Origin of the sequence: Streptomyces fodineus, from assembly GCF_001735805.1 — a bacterium.
Classification (GTDB): Bacteria; Actinomycetota; Actinomycetes; order Streptomycetales; family Streptomycetaceae; genus Streptomyces; species Streptomyces fodineus.
The window spans coordinates 5,428,421-5,449,168 of sequence record NZ_CP017248.1; the positions used below are offsets into that span (position 1 = coordinate 5,428,421).

At 71.0% G+C, this 20,748-nt stretch carries 22 protein-coding genes and 1 tRNA gene; 14 read left to right on the forward strand and 9 right to left on the reverse strand.

Annotated elements, in window-relative coordinates:
* The first annotated feature begins 61 nt into the window (after positions 1–61).
* Positions 62–1,228: a GAF and ANTAR domain-containing protein gene (locus BFF78_RS23190; RefSeq protein WP_069780152.1), complete on the forward strand. Its 1,167-nt coding sequence runs from the start codon at positions 62–64 to the stop codon at positions 1,226–1,228.
* 74 nt (positions 1,229–1,302) lie between these two features.
* Here the strand turns inward: BFF78_RS23190 and BFF78_RS46955 are convergent, their stop codons facing one another.
* A complete protein-coding gene (locus BFF78_RS46955) occupies positions 1,303–1,458 on the reverse strand; it encodes a hypothetical protein (RefSeq protein ID WP_165289376.1) in 156 nt (51 codons plus the stop codon).
* A gap of 119 nt (positions 1,459–1,577) precedes the next feature.
* A complete protein-coding gene (phoU, locus tag BFF78_RS23195; protein WP_227025915.1) occupies positions 1,578–2,351 on the reverse strand; it encodes a phosphate signaling complex protein PhoU in 774 nt (257 codons plus the stop codon).
* A gap of 180 nt (positions 2,352–2,531) precedes the next feature.
* On the opposite strand from phoU, the gene phoR reads away from it, so the two are divergent.
* Together phoR and phoP are read left to right on the forward strand one after the other, a co-directional pair.
* Positions 2,532–3,788, forward strand: a complete 1,257-nt coding sequence (gene phoR, locus BFF78_RS23200; protein WP_069780153.1) for a two-component system sensor histidine kinase PhoR — start codon at positions 2,532–2,534, stop codon at positions 3,786–3,788.
* A 5-nt stretch (positions 3,789–3,793) separates the two neighbouring features.
* Positions 3,794–4,465: a two-component system response regulator PhoP gene (phoP, locus tag BFF78_RS23205; protein ID WP_472573265.1), complete on the forward strand. Its 672-nt coding sequence runs from the start codon at positions 3,794–3,796 to the stop codon at positions 4,463–4,465.
* A gap of 100 nt (positions 4,466–4,565) precedes the next feature.
* On the opposite strand, the gene BFF78_RS23210 is transcribed toward phoP, so the two are convergent.
* The gene (locus BFF78_RS23210; protein WP_069780154.1) at positions 4,566–5,252 is read right to left on the reverse strand and encodes a copper chaperone PCu(A)C domain-containing protein; all 687 of its coding nucleotides are present in this window, start codon (positions 5,250–5,252) and stop codon (positions 4,566–4,568) included.
* 615 nt (positions 5,253–5,867) lie between these two features.
* On the opposite strand from BFF78_RS23210, the gene BFF78_RS23215 reads away from it, so the two are divergent.
* The 7 genes from BFF78_RS23215 to BFF78_RS23245 all read left to right on the forward strand — a co-directional run bounded on the left by BFF78_RS23215 (position 5,868) and on the right by BFF78_RS23245 (position 12,670).
* Complete coding sequence (locus BFF78_RS23215) at positions 5,868–6,350, forward strand: CarD family transcriptional regulator (RefSeq protein WP_003953493.1); 483 nt, start codon at positions 5,868–5,870, stop codon at positions 6,348–6,350.
* Between the two features lie 321 nt (positions 6,351–6,671).
* On the forward strand, positions 6,672–7,424 hold the full coding sequence (gene ispD / locus BFF78_RS23220) for a 2-C-methyl-D-erythritol 4-phosphate cytidylyltransferase (protein WP_069780155.1): 753 nt from the start codon (positions 6,672–6,674) through the stop codon (positions 7,422–7,424).
* Positions 7,414–7,917: a 2-C-methyl-D-erythritol 2,4-cyclodiphosphate synthase gene (gene ispF / locus BFF78_RS23225; RefSeq protein WP_069780156.1), complete on the forward strand. Its 504-nt coding sequence runs from the start codon at positions 7,414–7,416 to the stop codon at positions 7,915–7,917. Before ispD ends, ispF begins: the two co-directional genes overlap by 11 nt.
* 87 nt (positions 7,918–8,004) lie before the next feature.
* A complete protein-coding gene (locus BFF78_RS23230) occupies positions 8,005–8,409 on the forward strand; it encodes a PPOX class F420-dependent oxidoreductase (protein WP_069780157.1) in 405 nt (134 codons plus the stop codon).
* Positions 8,410–8,454: 45 nt separating this feature from the next.
* Entirely contained in the window at positions 8,455–9,855 is a 1,401-nt protein-coding gene (cysS, locus tag BFF78_RS23235) for a cysteine--tRNA ligase (RefSeq protein WP_069780158.1), read from the forward strand.
* Positions 9,856–9,953: 98 nt separating this feature from the next.
* The gene (rlmB, locus tag BFF78_RS23240) at positions 9,954–10,895 is read left to right on the forward strand and encodes a 23S rRNA (guanosine(2251)-2'-O)-methyltransferase RlmB (protein WP_069780159.1); all 942 of its coding nucleotides are present in this window, start codon (positions 9,954–9,956) and stop codon (positions 10,893–10,895) included.
* 134 nt (positions 10,896–11,029) lie between these two features.
* On the forward strand, positions 11,030–12,670 hold the full coding sequence (locus BFF78_RS23245; protein WP_099054915.1) for a DoxX family protein: 1,641 nt from the start codon (positions 11,030–11,032) through the stop codon (positions 12,668–12,670).
* Positions 12,671–12,751: 81 nt separating this feature from the next.
* Here the strand turns inward: BFF78_RS23245 and BFF78_RS23250 are convergent, their stop codons facing one another.
* The 3 genes from BFF78_RS23250 to msiK all read right to left on the reverse strand — a co-directional run bounded on the left by BFF78_RS23250 (position 12,752) and on the right by msiK (position 15,430).
* Positions 12,752–13,486 (reverse strand): nucleotidyltransferase family protein, encoded by a 735-nt coding sequence (locus BFF78_RS23250; protein ID WP_069780161.1) that lies wholly within the window; start codon positions 13,484–13,486, stop codon positions 12,752–12,754.
* A 136-nt stretch (positions 13,487–13,622) separates the two neighbouring features.
* Positions 13,623–14,084, reverse strand: coding sequence for a hypothetical protein (locus tag BFF78_RS23255; RefSeq protein ID WP_069780162.1), 462 nt, complete (start codon positions 14,082–14,084; stop codon positions 13,623–13,625).
* Between the two features lie 209 nt (positions 14,085–14,293).
* The gene (gene msiK / locus BFF78_RS23260) at positions 14,294–15,430 is read right to left on the reverse strand and encodes a diacetylchitobiose ABC transporter ATP-binding protein MsiK (protein WP_069780163.1); all 1,137 of its coding nucleotides are present in this window, start codon (positions 15,428–15,430) and stop codon (positions 14,294–14,296) included.
* Between the two features lie 205 nt (positions 15,431–15,635).
* On the opposite strand from msiK, the gene BFF78_RS23265 reads away from it, so the two are divergent.
* From BFF78_RS23265 to BFF78_RS23275, 3 genes are all read left to right on the forward strand, one after another.
* A tRNA-Thr gene (locus tag BFF78_RS23265) sits at positions 15,636–15,709 on the forward strand.
* A gap of 141 nt (positions 15,710–15,850) precedes the next feature.
* Positions 15,851–16,501, forward strand: coding sequence for a rhomboid-like protein (locus tag BFF78_RS23270; RefSeq protein WP_193433523.1), 651 nt, complete (start codon positions 15,851–15,853; stop codon positions 16,499–16,501).
* Between the two features lie 10 nt (positions 16,502–16,511).
* The gene (locus BFF78_RS23275) at positions 16,512–17,918 is read left to right on the forward strand and encodes an NAD(P)/FAD-dependent oxidoreductase (RefSeq protein WP_069780164.1); all 1,407 of its coding nucleotides are present in this window, start codon (positions 16,512–16,514) and stop codon (positions 17,916–17,918) included.
* A gap of 40 nt (positions 17,919–17,958) precedes the next feature.
* On the opposite strand, the gene BFF78_RS23280 is transcribed toward BFF78_RS23275, so the two are convergent.
* Together BFF78_RS23280 and BFF78_RS23285 are read right to left on the reverse strand one after the other, a co-directional pair.
* Positions 17,959–18,159 carry a hypothetical protein gene (locus tag BFF78_RS23280; RefSeq protein WP_069780165.1) on the reverse strand — a complete coding sequence of 67 codons (201 nt, stop codon included), beginning with the start codon at positions 18,157–18,159 and terminating at the stop codon, positions 17,959–17,961.
* Positions 18,160–18,209: 50 nt separating this feature from the next.
* On the reverse strand, positions 18,210–19,370 hold the full coding sequence (locus tag BFF78_RS23285) for an NAD(P)-binding protein (protein WP_069780166.1): 1,161 nt from the start codon (positions 19,368–19,370) through the stop codon (positions 18,210–18,212).
* Between the two features lie 153 nt (positions 19,371–19,523).
* On the opposite strand from BFF78_RS23285, the gene BFF78_RS23290 reads away from it, so the two are divergent.
* Positions 19,524–20,234: a pentapeptide repeat-containing protein gene (locus BFF78_RS23290; protein WP_099054916.1), complete on the forward strand. Its 711-nt coding sequence runs from the start codon at positions 19,524–19,526 to the stop codon at positions 20,232–20,234.
* Positions 20,235–20,237: 3 nt separating this feature from the next.
* Here the strand turns inward: BFF78_RS23290 and BFF78_RS23295 are convergent, their stop codons facing one another.
* Positions 20,238–20,738: a hypothetical protein gene (locus BFF78_RS23295; RefSeq protein WP_069780168.1), complete on the reverse strand. Its 501-nt coding sequence runs from the start codon at positions 20,736–20,738 to the stop codon at positions 20,238–20,240.
* Positions 20,739–20,748: the final 10 nt, after the last annotated feature.

Below are 20,748 nucleotides of genomic sequence, written 5' to 3' on the forward strand. Positions count from 1 at the left end.
TGGGAGGGGGTCGAGCCGCGGGGTCCAAGTGGTCTCGTGGCCTGCAGGGCAGGGGCCCGTGATGCAGCATTTCTCCTGCCGGACCGTGGCGGAACTGGTCATGCCCGGCCTGGCGACGGGCCGACTGACGGTGTTGGCGCTGTGCGGCGACGCCGACTCCGGGGCAGAGCTGGACCGCGCCCTCCGCGCGCCGGGACCCACCCAACTCGTCCTCGATCTGAGCGGTCTGGGCCGTCTGTCACCCGCCGCCGCCGAGGCCCTGTGCCGGTTCGCCGATGGTGCCGCGGTGCACGGCCGGCTGCTTCTCCTCGCCGCCTGCCCCGCCGAGGCCGCCGCCGTCCTGGCCCGGGCGCGGCTGCCGGGGGGCGCCGGATGCGGGCTGTACCCGACGGTGTCGGACGCCCTGAGCGTGTTCCTCACCTCGGCCGTCGCCCCGGACGGCCCCCAGCTGCGCCGGTACGCCGTCGAACTGCGCCACGAGCTGCTCGCGCACGCCCTGGTCGCCCGCGCCCAGGGCATCCTCCTGGAGCGCTACGGTCTGCGGACCGCCGACCGCGCCGCCGCCCTGCTCCACGGCGTCGGCCGGGCCCACGGCCTCGGCAGCGTCCGGCTCGCGGCCGCGCTCGCCCAGGCGCCGCCACCGCACGCCGGCCTGCCCTGGTTCCCCGGCCCGGTCCGCCTTCCGCAGCCCGTCGTCGGATTCGTCACCGGAACACCGGGCCGGCCGCTGTCGCTGCCGGTGGTCCTGGACGCGCTGCGGGACGCCGTCTGCGCGATCACGCGTACGGCCATGGCCAACGTCCAGCTCATCGACGCCAGCGACAACACGCTGTGGCTGGAGTCGCACTGCGGTTTCCCCGTGGAGTTCGTGCGCTTCTTCGCCGTGATCGACGACACCAGCACCGCCTGCGGCCACGCGGCGCGCAAACGCGAACGGGTCGTCGTCGAGGACGTCGCCACCGCGCCGGACTTCGACGAGACCTCCCGGGCGGTGCTGCTCGCCGCCCACAGCCGCTCGCTGCAGTGCACGCCCATCCCGGGCCCGGCCGGCCGTCCGCAGGGCATGTTCTCCACCCATCACGACCAGCCCGGCCATGCCTACACCGGGGCCGAGCTCGGCGCGCTGGACCGGGTGGCCCGGGAGGCGGGGGAGTGGCTGGACTGGTACCGGACGACCACCGTCCGGGACGCGCTGGAGGATCTGCACCGGCGCGCGCAATGGTCGTGACGGGGTCCGTACACGCCCAGGGCCGGTGTGAATCGGGTTCACACCGGCCCTGTTCTACGACGTCGTGCCGCCGCTCAGCCGCACTGGCAGGGGCCGCCCGACTGGCACCCGCAGCCGCAGCCCGAGCCGCAGCCGCACGCGCCGATCAGCGCAAGGCTCCTGGTCTCGGCGGGCTGGTCGGTTTCGCGCTCCTGCGTGGGGTCGGGCGTGGTGCTGGGGGATTCGGCCATGGGTCCCTCCTAAACGCTGGGGCAGGGATGCCCTCACCCATTGCATGCCCGCTTCCCTGGGCGCATCAACGGCGCACAGATGCGCCCACGCGCCCCCGCACCACCCCGAAAAGCTCCCCTCAGAAGCCGGGAGACCGACTCCGGAGCCCCAGCGGCCCCATAGGTGCCGAGAGTCGGTCCCCCCGCAGCCGACCCCCGGAGGGGTCAGGCCCCTCCACTCCCGTGACCGGCTGGATGTCCGCCTGGAGCTCGTCCGCGTGTTCGCCCGTGACCAGGTAGACGACGCGCTTGGCGACGGCCACGGCGTGGTCCGCGTAGCGCTCGTAGTAGCGGCCGAGCAGGGTGACGTCCACCGCCGTCTCGATGCCGTGCTTCCAGCGCTCGTCGATCAGGTGCTGGAACAGGGTGCGGTGCAGCAGGTCCATCTCGTCGTCGTCCTGCTCCAGCTGCAGCGCGAGGTCGACGTCCTTGGTGATGATCACCTCGGCGGCCTTGGCCATCAGACGCTGCGCGAGCTGGCCCATCTCCAGGATCGTGGCGTGCAGGTCGCGCGGCACCGCGCGCTCGGGGAAGCGCAGCCGGGCCAGCTTCGCCACGTGCTGGGCGAGGTCGCCGGACCGCTCCAGGTCGGCGGACATGCGCAGCGAGGTGACGACGATACGGAGGTCGGTCGCCACCGGCTGCTGCCGGGCGAGCAGGGCTATGGCCCGGGCCTCCAGGTCGTGCTGGAGCTCGTCGACCTTCTGGTCGGCCTCGATCACGCTCTCGGCCAGCTTCAGGTCGGCGTCCAGCATGGCGGTCGTGGCGCGCCCGATCGCCGACCCGACCAGCCGGGCCATCTCCACCAGACCGTCGCCGATCGAGTCAAGTTCCTCGTGGTACGCGTCCCGCATCAGGGTTCCCTCTCATAGGTGTGCTTGGTCCCCACGCTCCCACGTTCTGCCCCGCACGCGACGGTTTCCGCCACCCCAAATGAACCAATCCTGGCCCCAAGGTGAACTCTGGGCGACGAGTGTCCGAGGTCCCACCTCGACGGCTGTGGTCATGTCGTAGGGCCTGCTTAACCTGGATGCATGGACGTGAACGCGGCGGTCGCCGCAGCGGCAGCGATCGCCGGAGTGCTCACCGGTGTCATCGCCATGCTGGCGTTCCGTTGGAGCGAACGCGACCAGAAGCGACCGACCAGGACTTCCTTGCACACCGATCCCGTACTCCCGCCCGGCGTGGACACCGTGCTGTCCGTGCTCCGCTCCTCGGCCGTCGTCCTCGACGAGGCCGATGCCGTGGTCAAGGCCAGCTCCGCCGCCTACGCCCTCGGGCTGGTCCGCGGCGGCAAGCTCGCCATCGAGCCCATGCTCCAGATGGCCCGGGACACCAGACGCGACGGCGAGATACGGCAGGTCGAGCTGGACCTTCCCCGGCGCGGCACCGGACGCGGCGAGGCCCTCGCCGTCTCCGCGCGCGTGGCCCCGCTCGGCTCCCGCCTGGTCCTGCTGCTGGTCGAGGACCTGACGGAGGCCAGGAGGATCGAGGCCGTACGACGCGACTTCGTGGCCAATGTGAGCCATGAGCTGAAGACGCCCGTCGGCGCTCTCTCCCTCCTCTCCGAGGCGGTCATGGACGCCTCGGACGACCCCGAGGCCGTACAGCGCTTCGCGGGCCGTATGCAGATCGAGGCGACCCGCCTGACCAACCTGGTCCAGGAGCTGATCGACCTCTCCCGGGTGCAGAACGACGACCCGCTGGAGGACGCCGAGCCCATCCGCGTGGACGAGCTGGTCGCCGAGGCCATGGACCGCTGCCGGCACCAGGCCGGCACGAAGCAGATCACCATGGCCGCCGGTGGCACCGCCGATCTGCATGTCTGGGGCAACCGCGGCCAGCTGGCCGCCGCCCTGGGCAACCTGGTGGAGAACGCCGTGAACTACTCCCCGGCCCGCACCCGTGTCGGCATAGCCGCCCGCCGGGTCAGCGCACCCGGCGGCGACATGATCGAGCTGGCCGTGACGGATCAGGGCATCGGCATCTCCGACAGGGACAAGGAGCGCATCTTCGAGCGTTTCTACCGCGTCGACCCGGCCCGCTCCCGGGCCACCGGAGGCACCGGTCTGGGTCTCGCGATCGTCAAGCACGTGGTCGCCTCGCACGGCGGGGAGGTCACGGTCTGGAGCGCCGAAGGCCAGGGCTCCACCTTCACCCTCAGGCTGCCGGAGGCGGGTGCGGCCCGCGACCGTGCACAACAGCACCCCGACCTCGACGAAGACGAGGACGGCGGCGCCACCGAGTCATCCCCGTACGAACCGCTTCCTGCCCCGGAGGTCCTTCCGTGACCCGAGTGCTCGTCGTCGAGGACGAGGAGTCCTTCTCCGACGCCCTGTCTTACATGCTCCGCAAGGAGGGCTTCGAGGTCGCCATCGCGGCCACCGGCCCCGACGGACTCGACGAGTTCGAGCGCAACGGCGCCGATCTCGTCCTCCTCGACCTGATGCTGCCGGGGCTGCCCGGCACGGAGGTGTGCCGCCAGCTGCGCGGTCGCTCCAACGTCCCCGTGATCATGGTGACGGCCAAGGACAGCGAGATCGACAAGGTCGTCGGCCTGGAGATAGGAGCCGATGACTACGTCACCAAGCCGTTCTCCTCGCGTGAGCTGGTCGCCCGCATCCGTGCCGTCCTGCGCCGCCGCGGCGAGCCGGAGGAGGTCGCCCCGGCCGCGCTGGAGGCGGGCCCGGTCCGCATGGACGTGGACCGGCACGTGGTCACCGTCTCCGGCTCCAAGGTCGACCTCCCACTGAAGGAGTTCGACCTGCTGGAGATGCTCCTGCGCAACGCGGGCCGCGTCCTGACCCGCATGCAGCTCATCGACCGCGTCTGGGGCGCCGACTACGTGGGCGACACCAAGACCCTCGACGTGCACGTCAAGCGCCTGCGCGCCAAGATCGAGCCGGACCCGGGCGCACCCCGGTACCTGGTGACGGTCCGGGGTCTGGGCTACAAGTTCGAGCCGTAAACCGCGGACACCGGCTGTATGTCGGCCGTGGACAGCGGCTGTACGACGAAGGGCGGCGCCCCCTGCGGGGTGCCGCCCTCGGTGTCGCGTGGGGTGGTGCTCAGTGGCCCGCGGCCGACTGGGACGCCGAGTCGGCCGGGGTGGCGCCGGTGTTCGTGGTGCCGGTCGCGGAGGACGACGGGGTGGCCTTGCCGCCCTTGCGCGGCTTGCCCGGCTTGCCGGAGCTGGTCGGGGTGGCGCCCGGGGCACCGCTGGCCGGCGCCGAGACGGACGGGATCTGGCTCGGGCCCCACTTGTCGAAGTAGCTGGTGGCCGGCACCACGAAGGCGCGCAGGCTCACGTCACCGGTCTTGCTGAAGGTGAAGGTGACCTTCTGGGCGTTGCCGTCCTGGACCGACGCGCGCCCGTTGGGGATCGCGGCGGAGGCGTTGTTCTGGCCGCCGAGGAGCAGGGAGCCGTGCGCCGGGACGGTCAGGCTGCCGCCCTTGGCCGGGGTCAGCTTCACGGTCTCGGTGCTGCCCGGGATGGTGATCGACTGCAGCGTCTCGTCCGTGCTGCCCGCGTTGAACAGGGTCGCGGAGATCACGGCCGGGCCCGTCGACTTCAGGTCGGGCTGGGTGATGATCGTGGCGTTCTGGACCTTGATGTTGCCGACCGCGGTCGCCGCGTTGTCCGGCTTGACCTCAAGGGTCTGCGAGTTGTTGCCGGCGCCACAGGCGGCGAGCGAGGCGATCGAGAAGACGATGGCGGAGGCGGCGAGGGCGCCGCGTCGAAGGCTGCTGCTCACGGCGGCGGCAACTCCTTGAACGCGCGGGCGGCTCCCCTTATAAAGCCACCCTAAGTGTCTGTCAGCGGCCTTAGGTTACCGAGCCGTTCCCGGGCCGCCGCACCCGACCCTCCCCAAGCACCCTGCTTGCCTCCGGCTGGGGGTACCTGCGGGAGCTTCGCCACTCCGGTCTCAGGTGACTCTCCAGTCACTTTGCGGGGCTCGTTCGGCATTCACATAACCACTCGCAAAATTTCCGTGAAGGAATGCGCGACCCCCTCGATGACCGTCCCCGATATTGATCACGCACCACCGCCCGGCAGCCGTTGATCAATTCCGGATTCGGGCCCGGATCGGCGCCGAGCCACCGAACGGAGTAGCGGAAGTCGTACGCTTGGAGCTGGACAAAACGGGACGTTCATCCACTTGGAGACGGCCCTGGGAGGCTGTAACGTACGCGTTTCACCTCGCCCGGAGAGCCCCTCCGACCTGCGAATTCCCGCTCCGCGCGGCCCCTCGCAGCACGTTCCAGTCGCAGTTGTCAAGCCCCGAGATATGCCCTGACCTGCGAAAACGCCATTCAGAAGACGCCGTATCCGTGTTACCCTGGATAGCCACGGAAGGGGTACCTGTCACATGACGTTCAAGGTTGGCGACACCGTGGTCTATCCCCATCACGGGGCCGCGCTGATCGAGGCCATCGAAACTCGCCAGATCAAAGGCGTGGACAAGACCTACTTGGTGCTGAAGGTCGCCCAGGGTGACCTGACGGTACGTGTGCCAGCGGACAATGCTGAGTTCGTGGGCGTGCGTGATGTGGTCGGTCAGGACGGGCTGGACCGGGTCTTCGAGGTGCTGCGCGCGCCGTACGCCGAGGAGCCCACGAACTGGTCTCGTCGTTACAAGGCAAACCTGGAGAAGCTCGCCTCCGGTGACGTCATCAAGGTCGCGGAAGTCGTGCGTGACCTGTGGCGTCGTGAGCGCGAGCGAGGGCTCTCCGCAGGTGAGAAGCGCATGCTCGCCAAGGCCCGCCAGATCCTGGTGAGCGAGCTGGCGCTCGCGGAGAACACGAACGAGGACAAGGCCGAGGCCCTGCTCGACGAGGTGCTCGCCTCCTGACGCGCCACGGTGGCGATCTTTCGCTTCCGCCACACTCAGCGCATTCAGCACAGTGAAATGCCGCGGTGCCCGATGACACGAACTATGTCGCCGGGCGCTGCGGCATGTTCGTCCCCGGAAAAGCCGGCAAAGCTTCGGTAGCCGGAAACGGGGCGTCGAAACGCCTGCCGTACACCTCAGGGAAAGCCCCCGATACTGGTGGTGCCGGGCCCGGGCGGATGGCTCGACCAGGGTCACGGAAAGGGTCCGGTCAAGGCGTCGCGCCCGGCACTCCTCAGGCCATACCCACCTAGGTCGAGCACACAAACCTGACAGGAACCGATGTCTGACGAATCGCGCCCTTCGCCCGCGCAGACCCCCGTCGCCGCCGTGATTCCGGCCGCCGGGCGGGGCGTACGCCTCGGTCCGGGCGCCCCCAAGGCGCTCCGCGCGCTGAACGGCACGCCCATGCTGATCCACGCGGTCCGCGCGCTCGCCGCGTCCCGCCATGTCTCCCTGGTGATCGTCGTCGCCCCGCCGGACGGCACCGCCGAGGTCAAGTCCCTGCTCGACGCGCACGCCCTGCCCGAGCGGACCGACTTCACGGTCGTACCCGGCGGGGACAGCCGCCAGGAATCGGTCAAGCTGGGCCTCGACGCCCTGCCCCCCGAGTACGGCGTCGTCCTCGTCCACGACGCGGCCCGCCCCCTCGTCCCGGTCGACACCGTCGACGCGGTCATCGAGGCCGTACGCGACGGCGCCCCCGCCGTCGTCCCCGCGCTGCCGCTCGCCGACACCGTCAAGGAGGTCGAGCCCGCCCCCGAGGCCGGCGCCCCCGAGCCGGTCGTCGCCACCCCCGAGCGGGCCCGACTCCGCGCGGTCCAGACGCCCCAGGGCTTCGACCGGGAGACCCTGATCCGCGCCCACGAGAGCGTCACCGACAACGTCACCGACGACGCGAGCATGGTCGAACAGCTGGGTCTGACCGTCGTGGCCGTCCCCGGTCACGAGGAGGCCTTCAAGGTCACCCGCCCCCTCGACCTCGTCCTCGCCGAGGCGGTCCTGGCCCGCAGGAGGCTGAACGATGGCTTCTGAGGCCGGCTTCGTGCTGCCCCTGCCCCAGGTCGGCATCGGCACCGACATCCACGCCTTCGAGGAGGGCCGCGAGCTGTGGTGCGCGGGCCTGAAGTGGGAGGGCGAGGGGCCGGGCCTGGCCGGGCACTCCGACGCGGACGTCGTCGCGCACGCCGCCTGCAACGCCCTCTTCTCCGCCGCCGGGCTCGGTGACCTGGGACAGCACTTCGGCACCGGCCGCCCCGAATGGTCCGGCGCCCCCGGGGTGACCCTGCTCACCGAGGCCGCCCGGATCGTCCGCGCGGCGGGCTTCACCATCGGCAACGTCGCCGTCCAGGTGATCGGCCCCCGCCCGAAGATCGGCAAGCGGCGCACCGAGGCCCAGAAGGTTCTCTCCGAGGCGGCCGGCGCGCCCGTCACCGTCTCCGGCGCCACGACCGACGGCCTCGGCTTCCCGGGCCGCGAGGAGGGCCTGATGGCGATCGCGACGGCACTGGTGGTCCGTACGGGCTGAGGGCCGCTGCCGTTTCGCTCGTGGTGCGGGTGGGCGGAGAGCGTGCGAGGGTACCCGGAGAGTCACCGCCGACTTAAGGAGGCACCCATGCCCGCCACCCTGCCCGAGCGGCTCAAGTCCCTGCTCGACGGTCCCGTCTTCGTCGTGGTCGGCACGATCCAGCCCGACGGACGCCCGCAGCTGTCGCCGGTATGGGTGAAGCGGGACGGTGACCAGATCCTGTTCTCCACGACCGTCGACCGCCGCAAGAAGAAGAACCTCGACCGCGACCCCCGGGTGAGCGTCGTCGTCCAGGACCCCGAGATGCCCTACGTCTACGGCGAGGTCAGGGGCACCGCGGAGCTCGACACGCAGGGCGCGAGGGACCTGATCGACGAACTGTCGCTGAAGTACACCGGCAAGAAGTACGCCGAGTTCAATCCGGCGTCCGTCGACGACGCCGACCGCGTGATCGTCAGGATCACGCCGGAGAAGGTCGTGGGGATGTTCTGAGCCGTGCGGCACTAGGCACCACCCGGCGCCCACTACCCTGGAGTGGTGACCATTCGCCTGTACGACACCAGCGCCCGGCAGATCCGTGACTTCTCCCCGCTCAAGCCGGGTTGTGTCTCGATCTACCTGTGTGGCGCCACCGTGCAGGCGGCACCGCACATCGGGCACATCCGCTCGGGCCTCAACTTCGACATCATGCGCCGCTGGTTCGCGTACCGCGGCTACGAGGTGACGTTCATCAGGAACGTCACGGACATCGACGACAAGATCATCGCCAAGGCCCATGAGCAGGGCCGGCCCTGGTGGTCGATCGGGTACGAGAACGAGCGTGCCTTCGACGAGGGCTACACCGCCCTCGGCTGCCTGCCGCCGACCTACGAGCCGCGCGCCACCGGCCACATCACCGAGATGGTCGAGATGATGCAGCGCCTCATCGACCGCGGACACGCCTACGCCGCCGACGGCAACGTCTACTTCGACGTACGGTCCTTCCCGCAGTACCTGGAGCTGTCGAGGCAGGAGCTGGACAACCTGCTCCAGCCGTCCGGCGAGGGCGAGACCGGCAAGCGGGACCCGCGCGACTTCGCCATGTGGAAGGCGGCGAAGCCGGGCGAGCCGACCTGGCCGACCCCGTGGGGAGAGGGCCGCCCCGGCTGGCACCTGGAGTGCTCGGCCATGGCGCACAAGTACCTGGGCACCGCCTTCGACATCCACGGCGGCGGCCTGGACCTGATCTTTCCGCACCACGAGAACGAGATCGCCCAGGCCAAGGCCTACGGCGACGACTTCGCCAAGTACTGGGTGCACAACGCCTGGGTCACCATGGCCGGCGACAAGATGTCCAAGTCGCTCGGCAACAGCGTCCTGGTCAGCGAGATGGTCAAGCAGTGGCGCCCGATCGTGCTCCGCTACTACCTGGGCACCCCGCACTACCGCTCGATGATCGAGTACAGCGAGGAGTCGCTGCGCGAGGCCGAGTCGGCGTTCGCCCGGATCGAGGGCTTCGTGCAGCGCGTCATCGAGCTGGCCGGCAAGACCGTCGAGCCGGCCGCCGAGGTCCCGCCCGCCTTCGCCGAGGCGATGGACGACGACCTGGGCGTCCCGCAGGCCCTCGCCGTCGTGCACACCACCGTCCGGCAGGGCAACAGCGCGCTGGCCGCCGACGACAAGGAGGCCGCCGTCGCCCGGCTCGCCGAGGTGCGGGCCATGCTCGCCGTCCTCGGCCTCGACCCGCTCGACGAGCAGTGGGCCGAGGGGTCCGACCAGGCCCAGGACCTGCACGGCGTCGTCGACAGCCTCGTCCGCCTGGTCCTCGACCAGCGCGAGTCCGCCCGTGCCCGCAAGGACTGGGCGACGGCCGACGCCATCCGCGACCAGCTGGGCCAGTCCGGCCTGGTCATCGAGGACAGCCCGCAGGGCCCGCGCTGGAGCCTCGCTCAGCGCTGACCCCGGCTCGATCAACCGATTGATCGACTGTGCCGCCCGCCCCCCGGGCGGCACACTGCATAAGACGTACGTACGACGCTCACGGAGACGAGTTACTCATGGCCGCGAACAACCGCCGCATGTCCGGCAAGAAGGGCGCGCAGGTCGGCAGCGGCGGCAAGCGGCGCCGGGGCCTGGAAGGCAAGGGCCCGACCCCGCCCGCCGAGATGCGCAAGGGCCACGCCAAGCAGCGCGCCGCGGCGGCCAAGTCCCGCCGCGCCCAGGGCCGCACGCCGCAGCGCCGGGGCGGCGGCAGGTCGTCCTCCGAGCTGGTCGTCGGCCGTAACCCGGTGGTCGAGGCCCTGCGCGAGGGCGTGCCCGCCTCCACCCTCTACGTCCAGCAGTTCATCGACAACGACGAGCGTGTCCGCGAGGCCCTCCAGCTCGCCGCCGAGCGCGGCGGCATCAACCTCATGGAGGCCCCGCGCCCCGAGCTGGACCGCATGACGAACGGCCTCAACCACCAGGGCCTCGTCCTTCAGGTCCCGCCGTACGAGTACGCGCACCCCGAGGACCTCGCCGAGGCCGCCTACGACGAGTCCGAGGACCCGCTGATCGTCGCTCTCGACGGCGTCACCGACCCGCGCAACCTCGGCGCGGTCGTCCGCTCGGTCTCCGCCTTCGGCGGCCACGGCGTCGTCGTACCCGAGCGCCGCTCGGCCGGCATGACCGCCGGTGCCTGGAAGACCTCCGCCGGTGCGGCCGCCCGCACCCCGGTGGCCCGCGCCACCAACCTCACCCGCACCCTGGAGGCGTACAAGAAGGCCGGCATCGCGATCGTCGGCCTGGCCGCGGACGGCGAGGTCGAGCTCGGCGACCTTCAGGCACTGGACGGTCCGGTCGTCATCGTCGTCGGCAGCGAGGGCAAGGGCCTGTCCCGTCTGGTCGGCGAGACCTGCGACTTCCGGGTCCGCATCCCCATGCCGGGCGGAGCGGAGTCCCTGAACGCGGGTGTCGCGGCCGGAATCGTCCTGTACGAGGCGGCCCGCAGGCGGAGCTGAACACGCGTCCGGAATTTCACCCTTGCGGGCGAATTTCGGCGCCCATATGGCGTTCAGGGTGGCTTTGACGGGGTCCGGACACATCCGCCCGGACAAAACAGTGTCCTAACACCACGTCACTCGGTTAGAACCGTGTGGACACCAGAACACCCCGCACACCCACGGGGGACCGCTCGTCGGGATACGACGACGCTCCCGCGCTGAGCATGGTGAAGGTGCCGAGCGATCCGGCGCAGGTCATCGTCAACCACCCCAGCTTCCGCGTGCAGCTGGGCCCGTCGGCGAAACGCACCCAATCCTCGCGGATCGCCCGGCACCTGAGCGCCACCCCTGACACCGCCCGCATGCCCGTCGTGGGCACGACGGGCCGGCCGACCGCCGCCGGCCGCCGCCGCCCCGTCGTGTGGAGCGGCCGGTCCGCTCCCGACGACACCGGCGCCCACCGCCTCCTCCAGGCGGTGCGGGGCAACAGCGTCCGCCACGCCGACGAGCCCCCCGAGGCCGGCGCCACCCAGGTCCTCCCGCGCGTCGGGACCACCGGCTACGACGACACCTACGACGCACTCGAGCAGACCGTCGAGACCCCCGTCGTCGGCCACCAGCGCACCCCCGCCGACGCCGAGGGCACCCGCGTACTGCCGCACATGCGCACGGTGAGCGGCGCCTACGACGACCCCCTCTACGACGAACCCGGCTACGCGCACGACGACTTCGAGCCGTACGACGCCCACGCGGACCCGTCCGACACCCCCCGCCCCGCCCGAAGCCACGGCGACGACCCGGCCCGGCACGCCTACTACCCCGGCCGCCGGATGAACCTCGGCGTCGTCCTCCTCCCGCTGCGCATCTTCCTCGGCTTCATCTCCATCTACGCCGGCATGGGCAAGCTGTGCGACCCGCTCTACTTCGACGGCGGCAAACGCGGCTCCATGGTCAAGTGGCTCAACACCCTCCACCCCTGGGAGGTCGCCGAGCCGCTGCGCCAGTTCGCCCTGCACCACCCGGTCGGCTCCGGCCTGGTGATCGCCTTCCTCCAGGTGGCCGTCGGCGTCCTGACCGTCCTCGGCTGCTGGCAGCGCGTCGCCGCGGTCGTCGGCGCCCTGCTCTCCGCCGCCCTGATCGTCACCGTCAGCTGGAAGACCGTCCCCGCCTACGACGCCCCCGACATCATCTACCTCGCCGCCTGGTCCCCGCTGATCATCGCCGGCGCCCCCGTCTACTCCGTGGACGGCCGCCTCGCCGCCAGCGCCTGGCGCCGCCTCGGCCCCCGCGCCGACATCTGGGACCTGCGCCGCTACGTCCTGCGCCGCGGCGCCCTGATCACGGCCGTCACCGTCGGCCTCACCCTCCTCGTCGGCTCCCTCTTCGGCGGCGCCGTACGCGACTCCAGCCGCGTGGTCGTCCCCGGCCCCGGCGAGGCCCCCCGCAACAACCTTCCCGGCTCCCCGCTCCCGCAGGGGCCCGGCAAGCGGCACAAGAAGACCCCGGCGGCCTCCACCTCGCCGACGCGCGGCGCCACGGCCGGCGCGAGCCCGTCCGGCGCGGCGAGGACTCCGGGCGCCATGCGGTCCGCCGGTGGTACGACCACGACCCCCAGCCAGACCCAGGGCAGCACGGGCCAGACCTCGCCCCGCCAGTCCTCCCCGACCGGCGGCGCCCCGAGCACCACGGCGGGCCCGACGAGCACCGGCAACTCCTCGACCGGCGGCACCGGCAGCTCGGGCGGCTCGTCCTCCTCCGGCCAGCCGGGCCTGGTGGGCGGCCTGCTGGGCTGAGGGAACGACACAGGAGAACGCCACAAGAGAGGGCCCCGTACCGGTGAGGTACGGGGCCTTTCCGATGCCGGGGGAGTCGGGTTACTGCCGGCCCAGAGCCGCCAATTCCTTGGCCGCTTCCGTCAGATCCTTGGCCGTGTCGATGGCCCGCCAGTACGCCCCCTGAGGAATGGGGAACCCGAAGAGCTTCCGCTCCCGAGCCAGCCGGGGGAACGTGGTCCGCTCGTGATCCCCCCGCTCGGGCAGCGTCGAGGCGAACTCGGGCGAGAAGACGTACACACCCGCGTTGATCTCGAACGTGGACGGCGGAGCCTCGATGAAGTCGGTGATGTGCCCGAACCCGTCGGTCTCCACCGCGCCCCAGGGGATCCGCGGCCGAGCCAGCGCCAGGGTCGCGACGGCGTCCCGCTCGGTGTGGAAGTCGGCCATGTCCCGCAGCGAGAAGCGGGTCCAGATGTCGCCGTTGGTGGCGTACCAGGGCCGATCGGGGCGGGGCAGATGCGCGGCGGCGTACTTGAGGCCGCCGCCACGGCCGAGGGGCTCGGTCTCGACGACGGTGGTGACGGAGACGGGCAGGTCGGCGGAGTCCAGCCACTTCTGCAGGACGTCGGCGAGGTGGCCGCAGGAGACCACCACGTCGGTCACGCCTTCCTCGGCGAGCCAGGTCAGCTGGTGGCCGATGATCGGAGTGCCCGTGCCGGGGATCTCGACCATCGGCTTGGGCCGGTCGTCGGTGTAGGGACGCAGCCGGGAGCCCTGGCCACCGGCCAGGACCACGGCTTGAGTGGGGCGCGACGCGGCGTTGGGATGGGTCATGACCGCACTGTACGTGGCGCCCCACTCGGCTCGGCGGGCAGCGACGCGCCCCTTGAGGAGCCGTTACCTCCGCGGACCCGCGGGGGTGAGGAACCGGAACCCGAGGGAGCCGTCACCGACGTCCCGCGCACCCGGCTCAGCTGTGCGCGGCGAGCACGCCGGAGGCGAACGACGTGTCGCACACCGGGCGGGCGTAGGACTCGGCGACCGTGGGGCCGTACATGCGCGCCGCCGCCTGGCCCAGGGCGCGGGCGATGGCGGAGCAGTGCCGGGCCAGCGAGGGGCGGCCGTTGACCGCCTGCTGGAGGTGGGTGAGGACGACCCCCGGGTTCTTCTCCTGCAGTTCGCCCATCAGCTCGTCGCGGAGCACGTCCTGCGGGGCGCGGGAGACCGTCTTGGTGGAGACCTCCGCCGAGGAGACGTCCGAGGCGGCCAGCGCCGAGCTGGAAGGGCTTCCCGTCCAGTTGACCCGGGTGACCGCGAGGGTTCCGGAGAGCACCAGGACAACGGGCAGGACAAGGGCGAGAGTGCGGCCGATCCGGTGGGCAGGGCCGCCCCGATGGCCGCGTCGCGTCTGTGGTGTGGTGGAGTGCTTCACGCGTGTGAGAGTAGCGCGGGGTGATGATTTGGCGACATTCAGTCACTCCTTTGGGGGATGGGGTGCCGCCTTTTTCTGGGTAAGGGGTTGACACGACCCGCCCGAAAAGATCGCTGTGCCGGGGTATATCCACAGCAGCGACTCACACGAAAGGGGCCCCGCGGCACTCCGCAGGGCCCCATTCGTCAACCTCGGCGCAAAAGCGCTGCTCAGTCGGAGAGACGCTCACCCGTGGACGTCGAGAACACGTGGATCTCGCCCGGCCGCGGCACCACGTGCAGCGTGGAGCCCTTCTCCGGCACCTGACGGCCGTTGACGCGGACGACCAGGTCCTTCGTCTCGCCGCCGACCTCGGCGGTGCCGTAGACGTAGCCGTCGGCGCCCAGTTCCTCGACCACGTTCACCGAGACGGCGAGACCGGCCGGGGCGTCCGCGCTGTCCTTGGTGAGGGACGCGGCGGCGCCGCCGCCGAGCTCGACCACGTCGAAGTGCTCGGGCCGGACGCCGACGGTCACCGTACGGTCACCCTTGTCGGAGGCGGTCTTCAGGGCCTCGCGGTTGACCGGGACGACGCTGTTGCCGAACTTCACGCCGCCGTCGGTGATCGGCACCTCGACCAGGTTCATGGCCGGGGAGCCGATGAAGCCGGCCACGAAGAGGTTCGCGGGCTTGTCGTACATGTTCCGCGGCGAGTCCACCTGCTGCAGCAGACCGTCCTTGAGGACCGCCACACGGTCGCCCATCGTCATGGCCTCGACCTGGTCGTGGGTGACGTAGACGGTGGTGATGCCGAGACGGCGCTGCAGGGACGCGATCTGCGTACGGGTGGAGACACGCAGCTTGGCGTCGAGGTTGGACAGCGGCTCGTCCATGAGGAACACCTGCGGCTCACGCACGATCGCGCGGCCCATCGCGACACGCTGCCGCTGACCACCCGAGAGGGCCTTCGGCTTACGGTCCAGGTACTCGGTGAGGTCGAGGATCTTCGCGGCCTCCTCGACCTTCTGCCGGATCTCCGCCTTGTTGACGCCGGCGATCTTGAGCGCGAAGCCCATGTTGTCGGCGACCGTCATGTGCGGGTACAGGGCGTAGTTCTGGAACACCATGGCGATGTCCCGGTCCTTGGGCGGCAGGTGCGTGACGTCGCGGTCACCGATGCGGATGGCGCCGCCGTCGACGTCCTCCAGGCCCGCGAGCATCCGCAGCGAGGTGGACTTTCCGCAACCCGACGGGCCGACCAGGACGAGGAATTCGCCGTCCTCGATCGCGATGTCGAGCGCGTCGACGGCGGGCTTGGTGGAGCCCGGATAGATCCGGGTCGCCTTGTCGAACGTGACAGTGGCCATGGTGATGGGCCCCCTTCTACCGGCAGGAACGTGCCGGACGATCCGTTGTAGGAAGGTGGTGGTGTAGTCCACACGGGTGAACTGGCTCACGACGGTACCTGCCGTTCACTCGCTCTGTCAGCACATCCGGGTCTGTGAACTTCGCGGAAATTTTCGACAGGAGCGGGCCGAGACCTGGGTACACTGCACGGGCGCCCATGCGCAGGCCTCCTTAGCTCAGCTGGTCAGAGCGCCGCTCTTGTAAAGCGAAGGTCGTCGGTTCGAATCCGACAGGGGGCTCCGGCAGCCCGGGTGGGACGAGTTCCCACCTGGGCTTTTTCATGTGCGGGGCAGGCGCCGGGCCGCACCCGCACAGGCCCCGCGAGATCACCGGGAATGTCAATCACGGACCGGGCGATACTGACGTGCGTGAATCGGCTCATGGGAAACAACCGGGGCCTAGGCGTGTGGGCGTACATCCGCAGCGCTCCCGGCACGTATGTGTGGCTGGCGGTCCTCTTCGTCACGACCGTCGCACTGCACCAGATGTCGCCGGAGTTCGAGCAGCACTTCCTGCGGCAGCGATCGACCAACATCCACGAGCTGTCCCACAACCCGGTACGCGTCCTCGTCGCCAGCGCGATGTGGATCGACAGCGGCCGCTGGCTCCCGTACGTCCTGCTGTACAGCGTCTTCCACGCGCAGGCCGAACGCTGGCTCGGCACACCCCGCTGGCTCGCGGTGTGCGCACTGGCCCACGTCCTGGCCACACTGATCAGCGAGGGGGCGCTCCTGGTCGCGATCCAGGGCGGCGTGGCCCACCACTCCGCCGTCAACACCTTGGACATCGGTGTGAGTTACGCACTGGCCGGCGTCATCGGCGTCCTCACCTACCGGATCGCCCCGCCCTGGCGGTACGCCTACCTCCTCGTCGTACTGATCTTGTTCGGACTGCCCTTGGCCGAAGGACCGACCTTCACCGACCTCGGTCATTTCGTCTCCGTACTGATCGGCCTGGCCTGCTATCCGCTGACCCGGAGCCGCGGAAAAGCATGGAATCCGAAGGAGACACTGGCCGCTCTCAGGGGTTAACGTCCCGGCCATGAGCAGCTCGGCAAGCAGTGTCGTCAACGGCGGGATCTCCTTCTGGTACGCGGACGACGGCCTCCCGGCGGTCCACGAACCGCTGTCCGGGGACGCGTCCGCCGACGTCGTCGTCATCGGCGGCGGCTACACCGGCCTGTGGACCGCGTACTACCTGAAGAAGGCCGCCCCCTACCTCCGCATCACCGTCCTGGAGCAGAAGTTCTGCGGCTACGGCGCCTCCGGCCGCAACGGCGGCTGGCTCTACAACGGCATCGCCGGCCGCGACCGCTACGCCAAGCTGCACGGCCGCGAAGCCGCCGTACGGCTGCAACAGGCGATGAACGACACCGTCGCCGAGGTCATCGCGGTGGCCGAGGCCGAAGGCATCGAGGCGGACATCCACAAGGGCGGCGTCCTCGAAGTGGCCACCACACCCGCCCAGTTGGCCCGCCTCAAGGCCTTCCATGAGCACGAGCTGTCGTACGGCGAGAAGGACCGGGAACTCTACGGCGCCCGGGAGACCGCCGAGCGCATCCGCATCGCCGACGCCGTCGGCTCCACCTGGACCCCGCACGGCGCCCGACTGCACCCGGTGAAGCTCGTCAAGGGCCTCGCGGCCGCCGTCGAGGCCCTGGGCGTCACCATCCACGAATCGACCCCGGTGACCGAAATCCGCCCCAAACACGCCGTCACCCCCTACGGCACCGTCCGCGCCCCCTACATCCTGCGCTGCACCGAAGGCTTCACCGCGTCCCTGAAGGGCCAGAAACGCACCTGGCTGCCCATGAACTCCTCCATGATCGCCACCGAGCCGCTGGCCGGGGAGCAGTGGTCGGCGATCGGCTGGGACGGCCGCGAAACCCTGGGCGACATGGCCCACGCCTACATGTACGCGCAGCGCACCGCCGACGACCGGATCGCGCTCGGCGGGCGCGGGGTGCCGTACCGTTTCGGCTCCAGGACCGACAACGACGGCCGCACACAGCAGGCGACCATCGAAGCCCTGCACGAGATCCTGACCCGCTTCTTCCCCTCCCTGGCGGGCGTCCGCGTGGCATACGCCTGGTCGGGCGTCCTCGGCGTCCCCCGCGACTGGTGCGCCACGGTCACCCTGGACCGCTCGACCGGCCTCGGCTGGGCCGGCGGCTATGTCGGCTCCGGCGTCGCCACCACCAACCTGGCCGCCCGCACCCTGCGCGACCTGGTCCAGCTGGACTCCGGCCAGGGTGGCCGCACCGAGCTGACCGACCTGCCCTGGGTGGACCACAAGGTCCGCAAGTGGGAACCGGAACCTTTCCGCTGGCTGGGCGTCCACGGCATGTACGCCACCTATCGCGCGGCCGACCAGCGCGAACGCCTCCACCCGGGCACGGAGTCCTCCCGGCTGGCGAAGGTGGCGGACCGGGTGGCCGGGCGGCACTGAGGGGAGGACGCGCCGGTTCGGGGCGTCGGCGGCGCCGGGCTCAGGTCACGGACTCCACCGCCGGTTCCTCCGCGGCCACCCCGTGTTTCGGGGCCCTGGCCGTGATCATCAGGCCGGCCGTCAGGCCTGCCAGGAGCATGACCCCGGCCGCCCACCAGATGGCGATGGTGTAGCCGTGGACCACGCCGGCCGGGATGACGAGGCCTTTGGGGGCGCCGGTGCGCAGGCGGGCGGCGCGCATGGTGATCCCCCCAGGAAGGCGGCCGTCGCTTCCCGGCCCGGTCTCCGGCCTCAAGCACGCTTGAGGTCAAGTGCGGGCCGGCCCAGGATCAGGGACACCGCCGTGACCGCGCTGTTGAAGGACACCTCCGACAGCACGCCCGGCGCCGCGACCGAGTCGCCCGCGAGATAGACGCCGTCGCCGCGATCCACGGCGGGCCGGTCCCGCCAGCTGCGCCCCGGCAGGTCCAGCGCGCCCGTACGGCCGTCCGCCACGGCCTCCCGCCGCCAGGTCAGCCGCTCCCGCCAGCCCTTGAAGCCCAGGTCGAGCAACTGCTCGGCGCGGGCGAGGCCGTCGGCCCGGGACTCGCCCGGCGCGATCGGGAACTGTCCCTGGATCAGCTGTTCGCCGGCCGGTGCGAGGGTCTGGTCCGGCGCCGTGCACCGCTCCAGCCAGCCGGTCGCGTCGAGGTCCGACAGGATGAACGGGTCGCCGCGCCGGGTGCGCACGGCCAGGTCGAGCAGGACGGTACGGCCGCTCGGCCAGGTCAGCGAGTCGTCGCCGAGCAGCCGCCGGGCGGCGGGCAGGGAGGTGGCGACGACCACGGGTGTGCCGGTGGGCAGCGCGTCGACGCGGGACAGCGTCTCGACCCGCACGCCCAGGTTCCAGGCCCGGTCGGCCATCCGGTCGATCAGGGAGGCCCAGCCGCCGACCGGGTAGCGCGCCTCGGGCGGCAGCTTGGTGGCCCGGCGCAGGAGTTCCTGCACGAACGCGGCGGACAGGGCGCCCGGGTCGTGGTGGAAGAGGGCGACGGCCGCGTAGTTCGCCGCGGCGCGGGCGCCCTCCTCGCCGGCGACGCCGGTCGCCCAGCTCAGGAAGTCGGCGTCGACCGGGGCGTGCCGGACGCCGGGGCGCAGCAGCTTCAGCATCGCGAAGGGCGGGGTGCGGCGCAGCATGCCCTGGTGGCGCAGCCGCAGCCGGGCCGCCTCCAGCGGCGGGATCGGGGCGAGCGGGCCGATGAGGTTCCGCTGCCTGAGCCAGGTCCAGTGCGGCCCGCCGTTGTAGAGGGCGTGGGGACCTTCGTTGGTGCGGTACGGCCCCTCGGCGGTGCGGGCCCTACCGCCCAGGGTGTGATGGGCCTCGTGGACGGTGACCCTGGCGCCTGCCTCGGCGGCGGTGATCGCGGCGGTGAGTCCGGCGAAGCCGCCGCCGATGACGGTGATGTGATGCATGGCTGTGGGCTCTCCCTCGGATCGGTCCCGGATGGTTCCCGGATCGGTTCACGGTTGTGTGGGTTACGACCGTGCGGTGGGCCGGAATGTGACATCGCCGGGGTTTTCCCAGGTCAGGGCGGATTGTCAGTGGCGGGGTGCAGCATGGGGGGCATGGCGAGGAGAGCGACGGGCGGCCGTGCGGCGGGCCGGGCGGGGCAGACGGCCGGACGGGCCGGGGTGAAGGGCGCGCGGCGGCCGGAGTTGCGGCTGCCGCCCCTGGAGCCGTGGACGGAAGGGGAGTTGCAGCCGGACGGGGACTACGACGGCTTGGAGTTCCGGGACGCGGACCTGACCGGGCAGGACGGCGTGGGCGCCCGGTTCATGGACTGCGCGCTGACGGGCTGTGCGGTGGACGGGACGGCGCTGGGCCGGGCCAGAGTGCTGGACTCGGTCCTGACCGGACTGCGCGGGGTGGGCACGCACCTGGCCGAGTCCACGTTCCGGGACGTGGAGCTGATCGACGCCCGGCTGGGCGGCACGCAGCTGCACGGCGCGGTCCTGGAGCGGGTCGTGGTCCGCGGCGGCAAGATCGACTATCTGAATCTGCGGGAGTCGAGCCTCAAGGACGTCGTCTTCGAGTCCTGCGTCCTTGTCGAGCCGGACTTCGCGGGCGCCAGCCTGGAGCGGGTGGAGTTCGTCGACTGCGCGCTGAGAGAGGCCGACTTCGGCAGCGCGACCCTGCAGGACGTGGACCTGCGCGGGGCCGCCCCGCTGGAGATCGTGCGGGGTCTGGACCGGCTGTCGGGGGCGGTGATCAGCACGGGGCAACTGCTGGATCTGGCACCGGTGTTGGCGGCGGAGTGGGGGATCAGGGTGGAGTAGGGGCTACGGCACGCGGGGAAAGCGGGTCTGGAGTGTCCAGATGGCCGGGTTCTCCGCCAGGTCCTCGTGGAGGTCGGTGAGGTCGGCGATCAGGTCGTGCAGGAAGTCGCGGGCCTCGCGGCGCAGTTCGGTGTGGGAGAAGGACAGCGGGGACTCCTCGGCCGGCGTCCAGTCGGCGGCGATGTCGACCCAGCCGAAGCGGCGCTCGAACAGCATCCGGTCGGTGGACTCGGTGAAGTCCAGTTCCGCCCGCTGCGGCCGGGCGGCGCGGGAGCCCATCGGATCCCGGTCCAGCCGCTCGGCGATGTCGCACAGCGCCCATGCGAAGTCCAGCACCGGCACCCATCCCCAGGCTGTGGACAGCTCCCGGTCCGTCTCGGTGTCCGCGAGATACACATCACCGCAGAACAGGTCGTGCCGCAGCGTGTGGACGTCCGCGCGGCGGTAGTCGGTCTGCGGGGGGTCCGGGAAGCGGTTGGAGAGGGCGTAGCCGATGTCGAGCACGGAAGAGATG

What these genes read in the sequence shown, in the direction of transcription:
- BFF78_RS23190 (WP_069780152.1), top strand. Translation starts at nt 62, where the DNA reads ATGCAGCATTTCTCCTGCCGGACCGTGGCGGAACTGGTCATGCCCGGC.
- BFF78_RS46955 (WP_165289376.1), bottom strand. Translation starts at nt 1,458, where the DNA reads ATGGCCGAATCCCCCAGCACCACGCCCGACCCCACGCAGGAGCGCGAA.
- phoU (WP_227025915.1), bottom strand. Translation starts at nt 2,351, where the DNA reads ATGCGGGACGCGTACCACGAGGAACTTGACTCGATCGGCGACGGTCTG.
- phoR (WP_069780153.1), top strand. Translation starts at nt 2,532, where the DNA reads ATGGACGTGAACGCGGCGGTCGCCGCAGCGGCAGCGATCGCCGGAGTG.
- BFF78_RS23215 (WP_003953493.1), top strand. Translation starts at nt 5,868, where the DNA reads ATGACGTTCAAGGTTGGCGACACCGTGGTCTATCCCCATCACGGGGCC.
- ispD (WP_069780155.1), top strand. Translation starts at nt 6,672, where the DNA reads ATGTCTGACGAATCGCGCCCTTCGCCCGCGCAGACCCCCGTCGCCGCC.
- ispF (WP_069780156.1), top strand. Translation starts at nt 7,414, where the DNA reads ATGGCTTCTGAGGCCGGCTTCGTGCTGCCCCTGCCCCAGGTCGGCATC.
- BFF78_RS23230 (WP_069780157.1), top strand. Translation starts at nt 8,005, where the DNA reads ATGCCCGCCACCCTGCCCGAGCGGCTCAAGTCCCTGCTCGACGGTCCC.
- rlmB (WP_069780159.1), top strand. Translation starts at nt 9,954, where the DNA reads ATGGCCGCGAACAACCGCCGCATGTCCGGCAAGAAGGGCGCGCAGGTC.
- BFF78_RS23250 (WP_069780161.1), bottom strand. Translation starts at nt 13,486, where the DNA reads ATGACCCATCCCAACGCCGCGTCGCGCCCCACTCAAGCCGTGGTCCTG.
- msiK (WP_069780163.1), bottom strand. Translation starts at nt 15,430, where the DNA reads ATGGCCACTGTCACGTTCGACAAGGCGACCCGGATCTATCCGGGCTCC.
- BFF78_RS23270 (WP_193433523.1), top strand. Translation starts at nt 15,851, where the DNA reads ATGGGAAACAACCGGGGCCTAGGCGTGTGGGCGTACATCCGCAGCGCT.
- BFF78_RS23275 (WP_069780164.1), top strand. Translation starts at nt 16,512, where the DNA reads ATGAGCAGCTCGGCAAGCAGTGTCGTCAACGGCGGGATCTCCTTCTGG.
- BFF78_RS23280 (WP_069780165.1), bottom strand. Translation starts at nt 18,159, where the DNA reads ATGCGCGCCGCCCGCCTGCGCACCGGCGCCCCCAAAGGCCTCGTCATC.
- BFF78_RS23285 (WP_069780166.1), bottom strand. Translation starts at nt 19,370, where the DNA reads ATGCATCACATCACCGTCATCGGCGGCGGCTTCGCCGGACTCACCGCC.
- BFF78_RS23290 (WP_099054916.1), top strand. Translation starts at nt 19,524, where the DNA reads ATGGCGAGGAGAGCGACGGGCGGCCGTGCGGCGGGCCGGGCGGGGCAG.